The 13,637-nt window shown below is 48.3% G+C and carries 11 protein-coding genes; 7 read left to right on the forward strand and 4 right to left on the reverse strand.

Annotated elements, in window-relative coordinates; translation table 11 throughout:
- Nucleotides 1-269 precede the first annotated feature (269 nt).
- On the reverse strand, nt 270-1,433 hold the full coding sequence (gene fadA, locus AC3RV5_RS22580; protein ID WP_489729806.1) for an acetyl-CoA C-acyltransferase FadA: 1,164 nt from the start codon (nt 1,431-1,433) through the stop codon (nt 270-272).
- Nucleotides 1,434-1,454: 21 nt separating this feature from the next.
- Nucleotides 1,455-3,614: a fatty acid oxidation complex subunit alpha FadB gene (fadB, locus tag AC3RV5_RS22585; RefSeq protein ID WP_489729807.1), complete on the reverse strand. Its 2,160-nt coding sequence runs from the start codon at nt 3,612-3,614 to the stop codon at nt 1,455-1,457.
- Between the two features lie 277 nt (nt 3,615-3,891).
- On the opposite strand from fadB, the gene AC3RV5_RS22590 reads away from it, so the two are divergent.
- From AC3RV5_RS22590 to AC3RV5_RS22605, 4 genes are all read left to right on the forward strand, one after another.
- Nucleotides 3,892-5,817, forward strand: a complete 1,926-nt coding sequence (locus AC3RV5_RS22590) for a lytic transglycosylase domain-containing protein (protein ID WP_489729808.1) — start codon at nt 3,892-3,894, stop codon at nt 5,815-5,817.
- 90 nt (nt 5,818-5,907) lie between these two features.
- The gene (gene pepQ / locus AC3RV5_RS22595; protein WP_489729809.1) at nt 5,908-7,227 is read left to right on the forward strand and encodes a Xaa-Pro dipeptidase; all 1,320 of its coding nucleotides are present in this window, start codon (nt 5,908-5,910) and stop codon (nt 7,225-7,227) included.
- Between the two features lie 205 nt (nt 7,228-7,432).
- The gene (locus AC3RV5_RS22600) at nt 7,433-8,389 is read left to right on the forward strand and encodes an SPFH domain-containing protein (RefSeq protein WP_489729810.1); all 957 of its coding nucleotides are present in this window, start codon (nt 7,433-7,435) and stop codon (nt 8,387-8,389) included.
- Nucleotides 8,370-8,825: an NfeD family protein gene (locus AC3RV5_RS22605; protein ID WP_489729811.1), complete on the forward strand. Its 456-nt coding sequence runs from the start codon at nt 8,370-8,372 to the stop codon at nt 8,823-8,825. Before AC3RV5_RS22600 ends, AC3RV5_RS22605 begins: the two co-directional genes overlap by 20 nt.
- A gap of 35 nt (nt 8,826-8,860) precedes the next feature.
- On the opposite strand, the gene AC3RV5_RS22610 is transcribed toward AC3RV5_RS22605, so the two are convergent.
- Nucleotides 8,861-10,009: a GGDEF domain-containing protein gene (locus tag AC3RV5_RS22610; protein ID WP_489729812.1), complete on the reverse strand. Its 1,149-nt coding sequence runs from the start codon at nt 10,007-10,009 to the stop codon at nt 8,861-8,863.
- 256 nt (nt 10,010-10,265) lie between these two features.
- Here AC3RV5_RS22610 and AC3RV5_RS22615 point away from each other — a divergent pair, with 256 nt between their 5' ends.
- Both AC3RV5_RS22615 and AC3RV5_RS22620 read left to right on the forward strand, forming a co-directional pair.
- The gene (locus AC3RV5_RS22615) at nt 10,266-10,394 is read left to right on the forward strand and encodes a hypothetical protein (protein WP_489729813.1); all 129 of its coding nucleotides are present in this window, start codon (nt 10,266-10,268) and stop codon (nt 10,392-10,394) included.
- A 101-nt stretch (nt 10,395-10,495) separates the two neighbouring features.
- Complete coding sequence (locus AC3RV5_RS22620) at nt 10,496-11,620, forward strand: hypothetical protein (protein ID WP_489729814.1); 1,125 nt, start codon at nt 10,496-10,498, stop codon at nt 11,618-11,620.
- A gap of 5 nt (nt 11,621-11,625) precedes the next feature.
- On the opposite strand, the gene pmbA is transcribed toward AC3RV5_RS22620, so the two are convergent.
- Nucleotides 11,626-12,951 (reverse strand): metalloprotease PmbA, encoded by a 1,326-nt coding sequence (gene pmbA, locus AC3RV5_RS22625; protein ID WP_489732237.1) that lies wholly within the window; start codon nt 12,949-12,951, stop codon nt 11,626-11,628.
- A 102-nt stretch (nt 12,952-13,053) separates the two neighbouring features.
- Here pmbA and yjgA point away from each other — a divergent pair, with 102 nt between their 5' ends.
- On the forward strand, nt 13,054-13,581 hold the full coding sequence (gene yjgA, locus AC3RV5_RS22630; RefSeq protein WP_489729815.1) for a ribosome biogenesis factor YjgA: 528 nt from the start codon (nt 13,054-13,056) through the stop codon (nt 13,579-13,581).
- Nucleotides 13,582-13,637 lie beyond the last annotated feature (56 nt).

A 13,637-nucleotide genomic window follows, 5' to 3' on the forward strand; every position in this document is an offset into this window, starting at 1 on the left:
TGCTGGCAAAAAGTGAGACGAGCCTCGGGACGGGTTTGAAAAAACGTCATTAATGACTTGTACGAAGTGCATGCTGTTGGAACCGAAGTCTATAGCAGCAAATGCCTAGCACACGTAGTTATAACGCTGCGAAGCAGTACTTGGTTAGCGCAGCGAATGCCCCGTGGCCGCAGGCCATAAAGTACACGCAGTGCATAAGCGAGCCAGAGCGCAAAGCGCATAAAAAAAAGCGCCATCAGACGCTTTTCAAAATCAACTAATGAAGCGTGTTACACACGCTCAAAAATTGTCGCTATCCCTTGACCCAAACCAATACACATAGTCGCCAAACCGATAGATTTATCGTTAGCTTCCATAAGATTGAGTAAGGTGGTGGAGATACGTGAACCAGAACATCCTAGTGGGTGTCCCAGGGCAATGGCCCCACCGTTAAGGTTTACTTTTTCATCATAGCTATCTATCCAACCAAGTTGTTTGATACACGACAAGGCCTGAGCGGCAAAGGCTTCGTTAAACTCAGCCAATTCGATATCCGCCATGGTCATGCCAGCTCGTTTAAGGGCTTTTTGCGTAGCGGGTACCGGACCATAGCCCATGATAGCCGCGTCACAACCGGCCACGGCCATGGCACGAATTTTCGCTCTGGGGGTTAACCCCAGAGCTTTGGCTTTATCCGCTGACATGATCAACATCGCCGAGGCACCATCAGATAAGGCTGACGAGGTACCTGCGGTCACCGTGCCGTTAACCGGATCAAATACCGGCCGCAGGGCTGACATGCTTTGGGCGGTTGAGTCAGGGCGAATGGTTTCATCCGTATCCATTAACTTTAAGATGCCATCGGCGTCATGGCCTTCAATAGGCACAATTTCGTTGGCCCAGCGGCCTTCTAATGTGGCAGCATGGGCTCGTTGATGGGAGCGAGCACCAAAGGCGTCTTGCATTTCACGGCTGATACCATTTTGACGACCAAGTAATTCCGCGGTCATACCCATGCTGCCTGAGGCGCGAGCGGCATGTAAAGCTATGCCTGGGTGAAAGTCCAGGTTGAAGTCCATGGGTACGTGGCCCATGTGCTCCACGCCGCCTATCATGTATACATCTCCGCGGCCACTGATGATGCCGCTAGTGGCATCGTGCAAAGCTTGCATAGATGAGCCACATAGACGGTTCACTGTCACTGCCGCCACACTGCGAGGAATGTCAGTTAATAACTGCGCATTACGGGCAATGTTAAAACCCTGCTCTTTGGTTTGCTGTACACAACCCCAAATAATGTCTTCAATCTCGTTAGGGTCGAGGTTGGGGTTACGTTCAATCAATTTAGTCATTAAATGAGCTGATAAAGTTTCAGCCCGCACGTTGCGGAAAATCCCGCCTTTGGAGCGCCCCATTGGGGTACGAATACAATCGACTACTACGACTTCTTTCATGTTCTTGTCCTCTGGTGCAATTTAGGCTGATTGAGAAAAATAAGATTTACCTGAGGCGGCCATGTCTCGCACACCGTCAGAGATCTGATAAATCGGACCTAAATCCGCATATTTGTCGGCCAGGGCTACAAAGTTATTCAAGCCCATAGTTTCAATGTAACGGAAAATCCCGCCTCTAAAGGGTGGGAAGCCCAGGCCATACAACAAGGCCATATCAGCTTCGGCAGCGCTGGCTACTATGCCTTCTTCCAAACAACGGATCGCTTCGTTGGCCATGGGCACCATCACCCGGGCGATGATTTCATCGGCATCAAAGTCACGTTTATCGGCGCAGTGGGGAGCAAACAGAGCATAGGCTTCATCTGCCGCCGCTTTTGCCGGACGATCCCGTTTATCCAGGCTGAAGTTGTAAAAGCCTTTGCCGTTTTTCTGGCCTAAACGCTCGGCCTTGTAAAGTAAAGTAACTGGATCATTTTCGATTTTCTGCATGCGCTGTGGAATGCCATCAGCCATAACGGTTGATGCGTGATCGGCAGTATCCATACCCACTACATCCAGCAAAAACGCCGGGCCCATGGGCCAACCAAAAATTTTCTCCATGACTTTATCCACAGCCACAAAATCGGCACCATCCATCACCAACTTGCTAAAACCGGCGAAATAGGGGAACAACACCCGGTTCACCAAAAAGCCCGGGCAGTCATTAACCACTATGGGGGTTTTGCCCATTTTCATGGTGGCAGCTACTACAGCTGCAATGGTGGCTTCGGAGGTTTTTTCACCACGGATGATTTCCACCAAGGGCATTTTATGCACAGGGTTAAAGAAGTGCATACCGCAGAAACGCTCAGGTTTATCCAGGCTTTTGGCCAAATGATTGATCGAGATAGTCGAAGTGTTAGAACAGATGATGGCGTCATCGGCCACATACTGCTCAGTTTCTTTAAGCACTATGCCTTTAACTTTAGGATTTTCGACCACGGCTTCGATTACTAAATCACAGTTTTTGATTGCCGAGTATTCTAAGGTAGGCACAATATTGTTTAAGGTGTTGGCCATAGTTTTGGCATCCACTTTACCGCGCTCCATGCCTTTACTTAAAATCTTCGCCGCTTCCTGCAGACCCAAGTCTAGCGCAGCCTGGTTGATGTCTTTCATGATCACCGGTGTGCCTTTAACCGCAGACTGATAAGCGATCCCGCCCCCCATGATACCGGCACCTAACACAGCCGTTTGTTTGATTTCTTTGTTGGCGCTTTTAGCCTGTTTTTTACCTTTGGATTTAACCAGTTGATCTGCCAGAAAAATACCCACTTGGGCTTTGGCTGCATCGGTTTTGGCCAGCTCGGCAAAACCTTGATTCTCAAGTTTTAATGCGCCGTCACGATCCAGACGGGCGGCGTTAGCTACCGTATCTACCATCATATGAGGCGAAGGATAATGTTTACCGGCCTGGGCAAATACCATGGCTTTAGCGGTGGAAAAACTCATCATCGCTTCGTTTTTGTTTAACTTAAGCGGGGCTTTTTTCTGGGCGCGGCGGGCCTGCCAGTCAAATTTGCCGCTAATGGCGTCTTTGAGCATGCTGATGGCTGCTGCTTGCAGTTTGTCTGGGGCGACTACTGCATCTACTGCGCCTTCGGCCATAGCTTTGGCCGCTTTACGATCACGGCCGGTGGTCATCCACTCCAGGGCGTTATCGGCACCAATCAAGCGGGGCAAACGTACCGTGCCACCAAAACCCGGCATCAAACCTAACTTCACTTCAGGCAGGCCGATGGCTGCGGAGGTATCCGCCACACGTAAGTCACAGGCCAGGGCCATTTCACAACCGCCACCCAGGGCAAAACCGTTGATCGCCGCAATAGTCGGAAAAGGTAAATCTTCAATCTGATCGAATACCTGTGAGGTTTTGGCCACCCAATCTTGTACCTCTTGTTGCGATAAGTCGAACAAAGCGGTGAATTCGGTGATATCTGCGCCAACGATGAATGTTGCTTTAGCCGAACGTACCAGTACGCCTTTGACTTGTGAATTAGCGCTCAGGGCATTGGCTGCCTCTGACATTTCAGTTACCGTTTGCTGGTCAAATTTATTAACCGAGCCTGGGGCATCGAATACTAGTTCAGCAAGACCATCTTGCAACAGCGTTACTTTGAGGCTTTTGCCTTCATATATCATTATTTTCTCCTTTGGCATTCGCCAGGATTGAGGGTACGAGTCAGGTAAATTAAGTTGGCAGCATTCAGAGTAGCTAACATTGTGAATAAGAAAACGAAACAGCAACCTAATTGTAACAACTATGAAATTGGGACAAATTGCCACATTTCAACTGGTCATGCCAGTTAAATTTGCGTAAAATTTGTTTGTCACTTGCAGCTTGCCCCTTGCATATAGCGGCAGATGTCTTATGGTAGATTCTTTATGCACACAGTGAGGCCCCTTTATTAACCGTTTTATGCTTTTATCGCTATTCACCTTGGTAAACTTCTGTGCTTATGCCACACAAGTCGTATCTCCTGCTGAGCAAAAATTAGAGTATCAGCGCAAGATTTTTGCAAAAGCTGAAAGTTTGGCATCCAGGCCCGATAGCCCTGAGTATCAGCAATTGCTAAGTGAACTTGTTGATTATCCCCTTAAACCGTATGTGGAACTCAAAGCGCTGATGAGCGGCGTAAATTTGCAAAATAGTGAACACATCGAAGAATTTTTGCAGCGTTACGAAGGCACCCCCCTGGATAATTCCCTGCGTAAAAAATGGTTGGCCTATTTGGCAAAAAAAAACCAACAGACTTTATTTCTCAAATATTATAGGAATATAGGTAATACCGCCCTAGCCTGTAAAAGAATTGAATTTAGCCTCAAAGTCCCCGAGTTACGGGGCGCCGCACTCGAAGATATTACTGCGCTGTGGATAGTGGGCCAGTCACAGCCTAACGAATGTGATGGCATATTCCGGGTGTGGCAAAAGGCAGGTAAACTTACCCAGGACATGGTATGGCAGCGCTTGGTATTGGCGGCCAGTGAAGGTAAACACACCCTCATTCCTTATCTGCAACAGTTGTTACTTAAAGATAAACAGTATTTAGGGGATCTTTGGTTAAAAGTCAGACGGGACGCGGCTTACGTAAGCCGAGCCTCACAATTTCCCGGCAAAAATCCTCAGCAAGAAACCCAAATTCTGGTTTATGGCCTGAAACGCCTGGCCTGGAGCCAACCGGATTTGGCCTTAAAAAGCTGGTTTGCCCTGGAAAAACGTTTTGAGTTTAGTGAAGTGCAACAAGGCACTATTGCCGAACGTTTCGCCCTGGCCCTGGCTGTGGGCGATCATCCCCAGGCTGATGTCTGGCTCGACAAAGCCAATACACAGACCCAGGGCAAAGAGTTATTCCGTTGGCATCTGGCCCATGTTCTGCGCAAAGGCAACTGGCAACATGCCCTGGACCTGATCGAGTTTGCCCCTCAAGAAATCATCCAGGACAACGCCTTCCAATATTGGTTAGGGCGCACCTATCAACAATTGAACGCCACAGATTTAGCCAATCAGACCTTTAGCAAACTGGCCCAACAACGGCATTACTATGGATTTATGGCCAGCGGCAAACTTGCCCAAGAACCAGAACTGCAAGATACCGCGTTAAATTTCAGCCCCCAGGAAATGCTGTTGATTGCCAATATGCCCCAGGCCAAACGCGCTTACGAGTTCCTGCAACTCAAACGGGATATTAGTGCCAGACGGGAATGGTACGATCTGCAAAAACAACTCACCAACCAGCAAAGTTTAATTGCTGCTGTGATCGCCGATAGCTGGAAATGGCATGATCAGGCGATTTTCACTTTCGCCCGGGTGGGTTATCTGGACGATCTCAATAGGCGTTTTCCGATGGCCTATGATGACACCCTGCTTAGCAGTGCCAAAAAATATGAGCTCGATCCTGCCTGGGCATTCGCTATCGTGCGCCGGGAAAGCTCATTTATGGCCGACGCCAATTCTACAGCCGGCGCCCGGGGACTCATGCAACTGATGCCGGGTACGGCCAAATACCTGGCCAAGAAAAACATCCTTAGCAGTAGCTTGTATAATCCCCAGCAGAACGTGGAATATGGAACCCAGTACATGCGTTATCTGCTGGACAAGATGGACAACAACCCGGTGCTCGCCACTGCCTCCTACAATGCCGGCTGGCGCAAAGTCAAAGACTGGTTACCTGAGCAACAAAAAGTGCCTATGGATATCTGGGTGGAAACCATTCCTTATAAAGAAACCCGTAACTATGTCAAAGCCGTCATGGCCTACAAGCAGATCTACGCCCAGCGCCTGGGTCAGTCCAGCAAGTTGTTTAACGAATTGGCCAATATGGAAATCGCCCCGGCGAAGCTTTGAGTGTCATTACGCAGCGGTAGAACAAAGAACAGGGGCTGTGATAATCTAGGCGGATGATTTTTTTAAAGGATTTTCCAAAGGATCCAAGACATGCAAGATTTGGCTGGCAATTACCCACAACACATTCAGGAACTACAACTCAGAACCGGTGAGGCCCTGCTGCGTGAAGGGATAGACGGCTTGATCATTCATTCTGGTCAAGCCAAACGCATGTTTTTGGATGACAATAATTACCCGTTCAAATGCAACCCGCAGTTTAAAGCCTGGGTGCCTGTTATCGATAATCCGAACTGCTGGCTGATCGTTAATGGCAGCGACAAACCCAAATTGGTTTTTTACCGGCCCAAAGATTTCTGGCACAAAGTGCCACCCGAGCCCACAGATTTTTGGGCGGAGCATTTTGAGATAGTGCTACTTACTCAGGCCGACGCGGTAGAGCAGTACTTACCCTACGATAAAACCAAATATGCCTATATAGGCGAGTACATTGAAGTAGCCAAGGCTTTGGGGTTTGAGTTGATCAATCCTGACCGGGTATTGCATTATTTGCATTACCAGCGCGCCTACAAAACCGATTACGAATTGCAGTGTATGCGCCAGGCCAACCATCTAGCCGTGCAGGGGCATCAGGCGGCAGAAGCAGCGTTTCGCCGGGGACTGTCCGAATTTGATATCAATCAGGCTTACCTGGGTGCGGTGCGCCAAGGTGATAATCAGGTGCCTTACAACAACATAGTGGCTCTGAACCAAAATGCTTCCATATTGCATTATATGCAGCAAGACACTCAGGCTCCTGGGCAATCACAATCATTCTTAATCGATGCCGGTGCCAACTTCCACGGTTATGCGGCGGATATTACCCGTACTTATGCCATGCAAGACAATAGATTTGCTGAGTTGATCCAGGCGATGGACAAGGTCACCTTAAACCTGGTTGATTTGCTTAAACCCGGGATCGCCTATTCAGAGGTGCATATTGCCGCCCATCGGCACATTGCCCAGCTGTTAAGTGAATTTGGCATCAGCACCCTAAGCCCAGAAGACACCCTTACCCAGGGCATGGTTAATACGTTTTTTCCCCATGGCATAGGGCATTTCCTGGGCTTGCAAGTACACGATGTCGCTGGGCACGCTGCAGACGACAGAGGCACGCCTAATCCACCTCCTGAATATCATCCTTTTTTGCGCACCACTCGTCTTATCGAGCCGCGCCAAGTGTTCACCATTGAGCCAGGTTTGTATTTCATTGACAGTTTATTAGCCGACCTAAAAGACAGCGCAGGGGCCAAGTATACCAATTGGGACACAGTGGACACATTCAGACCCTTTGGTGGCATCAGGATCGAAGACAACATCATAGTACACCGAGACAGGAACGAAAACATGACCCGAGAGCTGGGTTTAAACTAGGATAGGCATAACTTGGCTGATAGGTATTTCAGCCAAGCTTGGCACCCCGACAGGTAAAGCAAAATGTCTGGCTATAGGCCATGGCATTGATTCCTTCTCTTTACCTGCCAACTTTCTATGCATTTGTGTGCACCCAAAGTATTTTTAAGTTTAGAATCGAACCTGCGGGCAACGCCCTGACGTAGTTATTAATAAGGAATATCAAGTGGAAGTATTGCTGGATTATGTTTTATCGGTGCAAACCCTGTTACTGGTGTTTGTTATTATTGCGCTCAAATCATCGATTAAATTTGTGCCGCAAAATCGTGCTTACGTGATCGAAAGGTTTGGTAAATATCAGTCTACCAAAGAAGCTGGCCTGAATTTTATTATCCCGTTTATCGATCGCATTTCAGCTGATCGTTCACTGAAAGAAAAAGCCGTGGATGTGCCCGAGCAAAGTGCGATCACCAAAGACAATATCTCCCTGTCAGTAGATGGCGTATTATACTTTAGAGTACTGGACCCATACAAAGCCACCTATGGCATAGACGACTATGTGTTTGCCGTGACCCAATTAGCCCAAACCACTATGCGCTCTGAACTGGGCAAAATGGAGCTGGATAAAACGTTTGAAGAACGGGATGTATTAAATACCAATATAGTCGCCGCCATCAATGACGCAGCTGGCCCCTGGGGCATTCAGGTATTGCGTTATGAAATTAAAGACATTGTGCCGCCCCAATCCGTGATGGAGGCCATGGAAGCACAAATGAAAGCCGAACGGGTCAAACGGGCGCAAATTCTTGAATCTGAAGGTGATCGTCAAGCAGCCATCAACCGGGCCGAAGGTCACAAAGCTTCAGTAGTATTGGCAGCCGAAGCTGATAAAGCTGAGCAAGTGCTGCGGGCCGAAGGTGAAGCGAAGGCCATAGTCGCAGTGGCGTCTGCCCAGGCTGAAGCCCTGCGCCAGGTTGGTGAGGCCGCCGCCACCGAAGAAGGACAAAAAGCCATTCAGCTTGATCTTGCCACCAAGGCTATCGAAGCCAAACACGCTATCGCCAAGGAATCCTCAGTGGTATTGCTACCGGATAGTGGCACCGATGCCGCCAGTGTGGTGGCCCAGGCAATGACTATTATTAATTCACTCAATCGAGCACAAAATGATGTGGTTAACGGATAACCTCGCCCAAAGCCTAATCGCCATTGGCTTGCTGCTGCTGGCCATCGAAGTACTGATCTTGGGTTTTGCCACCTTTGTGCTGTTTTTTGTTGGCCTGGCTGCCCTTATTAGCGGAGCTCTAATCTTTCTGGGTGTGGTGCCAGACACGGTATCTGGCGCCTTGCTCAGTGTCGGGATCAGTACCGCCTTATTGGCGGCGGTGTTGTGGAAGCCCCTGAAAAATTTGCAGGCTAAAGTCGAAACAAAAAAAGTCACCAGTGATCTCATCGGCCATAAATTTATCTTAAACACGGATATATCTCCCCAGCAGCAGTCGAATTATCATTATTCGGGGATCAACTGGCGTTTAACCAGTGATCTGCCGATAGCATCAGGAACCGAGGTAGAGGTGGTAGATGTAGAAGTCGGCCAGTTTAAAGTCAAAGCCTGTAAATAGCTGACTGCCTAAGGTTTGTCCGCAGTATGAATAGGCTAAGAAAAGTTACCTACCGACAAGGTATTGCGGCCGTTATTTTTGCTGGTATACAGCGCATCGTCGGCGGCTTTAAACGCTGCCAAGGCAGACTGTTCATCGGGCAAGGCCTGGATAATACCAATGCTTATAGTCAGGTCTAGTTGTTTATCAGCTAGGGTAGCCATCTCTTGTTCAACTTGGTGACGCAGTCGTTCGCCAATTTTTTTGGCTAATTCTATTTCCGCAACATCAAGTAGCACGGCAAATTCTTCTCCGCCTATCCGAGCGACTAAGTCATGGCAACGCAATCCGTTGGACAGTGCCTTGGCCACCTTGGCTAAGGCTAAATCACCCATTGCGTGGCCAAACTTATCATTTATGGCTTTAAAATGGTCAATATCGATCATCATCAAAATTGCAGGTATGTCTTTGCGCTCAGCCCAGCGCTTATCCACTTGATGGATAAAATAACTCCGGTTGGCTAAGTTAGTTAATCCGTCACGTTGAGTGCGCAAAGTGAGTTTTCGTTCCAGCTTGAGAAATGACAACCAAGGCAACAATAGGGCAGTTAGTGTGCTCAACAATATATGGCTGAGTAAAGTATAAATAGTATTCGCCGCCGGCATCGGTGGGCTTGCTTGTAGCCAGTTTAAGCTCAGAAGTACAGCTTGGGTGAGCATGACTAGGCTATGAATGACAAATATCGCGTACAACACTTTGGTATAAATAGGTTCATTAAACACCGACCTGTGCAGCAATAACGAGCATTGCCAAAATATGTAGGCCACCGAAACAGCAGAGATGACACTACTGAGCTGTGGATGCCAGAACGTCAGTAGTAGGGCAACGACCACCAAGGCGAATAACCGATATGCGCCCTTGCGTTTGGCCTTGGTGAAGCGATATCGAGAAAACTGGATAAGCCCGACAAACACCAATAAAGGTGCACAAACCAACAACACATCAGCGATAAAAAAACTAACAAACGGGTGCAATTCAAACTCGCGCATTGCCCCAGCTACGCCACCGGCAACAAAGCAAAAGCAGGAATAAGACCAGTAGCGAAAACAGCTATCCTTTGGCCGGCGCTTATACAGCACAAATAAATAAAAACCGATGATCAGGTTGATCAATAGCGTGACTATTATTAGCGTGGGTAAATGCATTTTTTACCTGTCAAAGCCTATCTCCAGGCAATAAAACATTGCCCAATTTTTTGGGCGGCCAGTATATTCTTATTTAGCCTGTCACGCTAACCGAAAAAGCGGGAAATCCCCTAAACTGGGATTAAATCGAGGCCATTCCAGACATTGCTTTCGTCTATCGCCAGCATAGTAGCTGGAGTAACACGGATCCCTCAGAATAAAGATACCGTGCAGGAGGGACCAGGTCTCGGGTTTATTCACTCGCCCATGAGCCTGCATGGCATTATTGCATCTCGCCGGGAAATACCCTGTAGGGCAACAGCCTTTGCTGCAACGCCGTAAATTCACTGCGCTTCATGCACCTAACCCCCAGCCGTATAAACCTATGTGGGGGGAGTTGGCCTAACGGCTAAGCGCTGCAATATTTACTTGTACTTCGTCTAATAACCCAATATAAACAAGGTGGAATACCTAATACGAGTCGATAACCCAAAGAAGATCTACCCCATGGCCAAACATCGCCCTTTATTCGAACATATCAGAAATCACGATGCCCTGTTTTCAGAACTGGCGCTGATCCGTAACGATTACGCCAACCAACTGGGTCTTGTGGGATACGACTACCATAAAACGCCAAAATTCATTACCCCAGATGGCACAAGGCTTACCATCGAACCCGAACGCAGCATAGTGCTAAGGGATTATCGCTCCCTGCGCGGGGTAAAACAGATATTGGAACACCATATAACAGGCTTTCACATTGTGCCCCATAGTGAGATCGGCTTTCGCTACCCGACCGCCGCCATAGCAGGCAGTGATGCACCTTTTATAAAACGTTTTCGTTCAGAGTTTTTCCACAAGGCAGGAGAAGACCGCAACATCTGCCGACCGATCAATTTGTCTTATGGCATTAAAAGTCGCGGCAAGGGCGATCATCGTCAAGAGTACGAAGTCTGGGTACCAGACGAAAACCTGGAGCAGGATCCTGCCCCCCTGTTTATCGATAGATATGGCGAAGATTTACCCGACGATATACGTGAATTTGCCAGTCAAGCACCTGTGGTTCATGGCTGGATGGGGGTAAAACGGGCCGCATTTGAAGCCATTTATATGCATAACAATGCCTTAGGAGAGATAGCGGTCAACATAGGTTTGTCCGTGGATGCGTACAATATCGGTGCGCGACCGGATTTGGCTTATGCTCCTGAGCATGACAGCTCTGTTGCCGTTGGCAACGCGGAATTGGAATGGGAAGTCATGGGCTATTATGCCCCCAAAGGTATTGCTTTTGACCATGACCAAATATGGCAAGCCATAGATGCCACCATTAAGGCTATCGCCATTCCTATGGAAGAGTTCTACTACCAGGTCGCCATTGCCACGGTGCAAAGTAAAACCGAAAGAATACTCAGTACGATAGAAGCCCAGGGTATTACGGCCCAAGAAATCGCTCACTGGAACCTAAAACCATGGGAATTTTTACAAACCGCCAGTCACCATCGTAAAAAAGCCCATGATCCCACTCGCAGCGTCAATCTGCTGGGACGACTGAATCGCTTGTTCTATCAGCAACACAAAAACCTGCCGTCTTTAAACGAAATTCATGATTTGATCGCCCAGCCTGCGGGGTAGGCTTGTTAGTCTCCGGCAACCTGCATGTTATCGATAAGAATTGAACCCGTTTGAATACTGCCACGGCGCTCAATTTGGGCGCCCACAGCCACAATATTGAGCAACATGTCGGCCAGATTGCCCGCTATGGTGATCTCGTGTACTGGATATTGGATCACGCCGTTTTCCACCCAGAAACCCGCCGCCCCGCGGCTATAATCACCGGTCACTATATTAACGCCCTGGCCCATCAGTTCGGTTACCAGCAAACCCGTACCCAAAGTGGCGAGCATTTCTTGCTCAGACTGGCCGCTATTTTTAATAAACCAGTTGTGAATACCACCAGCATGACCTGTGGTTTGCATCTTCATCTTGCGCGCCGAATAACTGGTCAATAAATAAGTATTGAGTATGCCGTTTGTAACAATTTCTAAATCTCGGGTTTTTACGCCTTCTTGGTCAAACGGCGAGCTGGCGAGCCCCCTTAACACATGGGGACGTTCGTTGATTTGAAACCAGCTAGGTAAGACTTGTTTGCCTATTGAGTCCAATAAAAACGATGATTGGCGATATAAATTCCCGCCGCTGATGGCACTGATAAAATGCCCCATCAGGCCAGAGGCTATTTCACGATGGAATAACACCGGCACTTTGGCGGTTTTAATCTGCCTGGCGCCGAGTCTACCTAGGGTAAATTCGGCGGCTTCAATGCCCACTTGCTCTGGGGAGGCCAGCAATGCGGCGTCTCTGTCGACTGTGTAACTGTAGTCACGCTGCATATCACCGTCTTGCTCGCCAATTACTACGCAGCTGAGGCTATAACGGCTGCTGTTGTAACCCGCATTCAGACCATGGCTATTGCCGTATACCTTACTGCCTAAATTGGCGTTGTAAGAGGCGCCATCGGAATTACTGATCCGGGGGTCAAAAGCCAGGGCACTGGTCTCAGCCTTGATAACCTGCTCGATAGCAAAGTCGGTATCGAGCTCTATGGGGTGATACAAATCCAGTTCGGGATAATCGTAGGCCATCAAATCGGCATCGGCCAAACCTGAGCAGGGATCGTCACCGGTATATTTGGCAATTTCGATGGCTTTTTCCACTGTCAGTTTGAGGGCTGCGGGACTAAGATCAGCCGTGGAAGCACTGCCTTTTTTACTGCCCTGGTAAACGGTGATGCCCAAGCCTCCGTCATTGGTAAACTCCACGGTTTCCACTTCTTTTAAACGTGAAGAAACGGCGATACCGCGTACCTTTGACATGCTCGCTTCAGCTTGGGTAGCCCCTTTTTGTTTGGCCAGTTTTAAGACGTCTGCCACTATTTCTTGGATATCAGTTAATTGCTGCTGCATACACCCTTCATTTTCAAACGACATTTACCTTGAGCAGTTAGCTATATTATTAGCTCGTTCAAGGTTACAATATTTGCCTAGTGTAACACTAAAGATATTGCTATGGCCGCATCTCCGGATAAAAACGAGTTCGAACAAGAAGAAGAAAACACCCAGCTGAGCAAAACCCAGCTGAAAAATCAGATGAATGCCTTACAGAAACTAGGGGAATCCCTGGTAGATTTAAGTCCGGCTTCCCTGGCAAAAATCCCTATGGATACCGAGTTGCTAGACGCTGTGATGTTAGCTCGGCGTATATTGCGTAAAAAAGAAGGCTATAGGCGACAATTGCAACTCATAGGCAAATTAATGCGTCATCGCGACATTGTGCCTATAGAGCAGGCATTACTGGTCAGCCAGGTCTCTCATCAAAAAGCCAATCAAAAATTCCACAAGTTGGAAGTACTGCGCGACACCTTAGTCGCTCAAGGCGACAGCGCTATCGAAGATCTGTTGCAGCAACATGACAAGCTTGACCGCCAAAAACTACGCCAGTTAGTCCGCCAGGCAAACAAACAGCAAACAGAAAATAAACCGCCTAAGGCCTCTCGAGAGTTATTTAAATACCTAAAAGAAGCAATAGACGATTAAAAACGATGCGCAGTATGCTGCATGGTGTTAACTGTACTCTGGTTGAGCAATTGTGG

The sequence above is a fragment of the Paraglaciecola sp. IT1134 genome, from assembly GCF_058068185.1.

What these genes read in the sequence shown, in the direction of transcription:
- fadA (WP_489729806.1), bottom strand. Translation starts at nt 1,433, where the DNA reads ATGAAAGAAGTCGTAGTAGTCGATTGTATTCGTACCCCAATGGGGCGC.
- fadB (WP_489729807.1), bottom strand. Translation starts at nt 3,614, where the DNA reads ATGATATATGAAGGCAAAAGCCTCAAAGTAACGCTGTTGCAAGATGGT.
- AC3RV5_RS22590 (WP_489729808.1), top strand. Translation starts at nt 3,892, where the DNA reads ATGCTTTTATCGCTATTCACCTTGGTAAACTTCTGTGCTTATGCCACA.
- pepQ (WP_489729809.1), top strand. Translation starts at nt 5,908, where the DNA reads ATGCAAGATTTGGCTGGCAATTACCCACAACACATTCAGGAACTACAA.
- AC3RV5_RS22605 (WP_489729811.1), top strand. Translation starts at nt 8,370, where the DNA reads ATGATGTGGTTAACGGATAACCTCGCCCAAAGCCTAATCGCCATTGGC.
- AC3RV5_RS22610 (WP_489729812.1), bottom strand. Translation starts at nt 10,009, where the DNA reads ATGCATTTACCCACGCTAATAATAGTCACGCTATTGATCAACCTGATC.
- AC3RV5_RS22615 (WP_489729813.1), top strand. Translation starts at nt 10,266, where the DNA reads ATGGCATTATTGCATCTCGCCGGGAAATACCCTGTAGGGCAACAGCCT.
- AC3RV5_RS22620 (WP_489729814.1), top strand. Translation starts at nt 10,496, where the DNA reads ATGGCCAAACATCGCCCTTTATTCGAACATATCAGAAATCACGATGCC.
- pmbA (WP_489732237.1), bottom strand. Translation starts at nt 12,951, where the DNA reads ATGCAGCAGCAATTAACTGATATCCAAGAAATAGTGGCAGACGTCTTA.
- yjgA (WP_489729815.1), top strand. Translation starts at nt 13,054, where the DNA reads ATGGCCGCATCTCCGGATAAAAACGAGTTCGAACAAGAAGAAGAAAAC.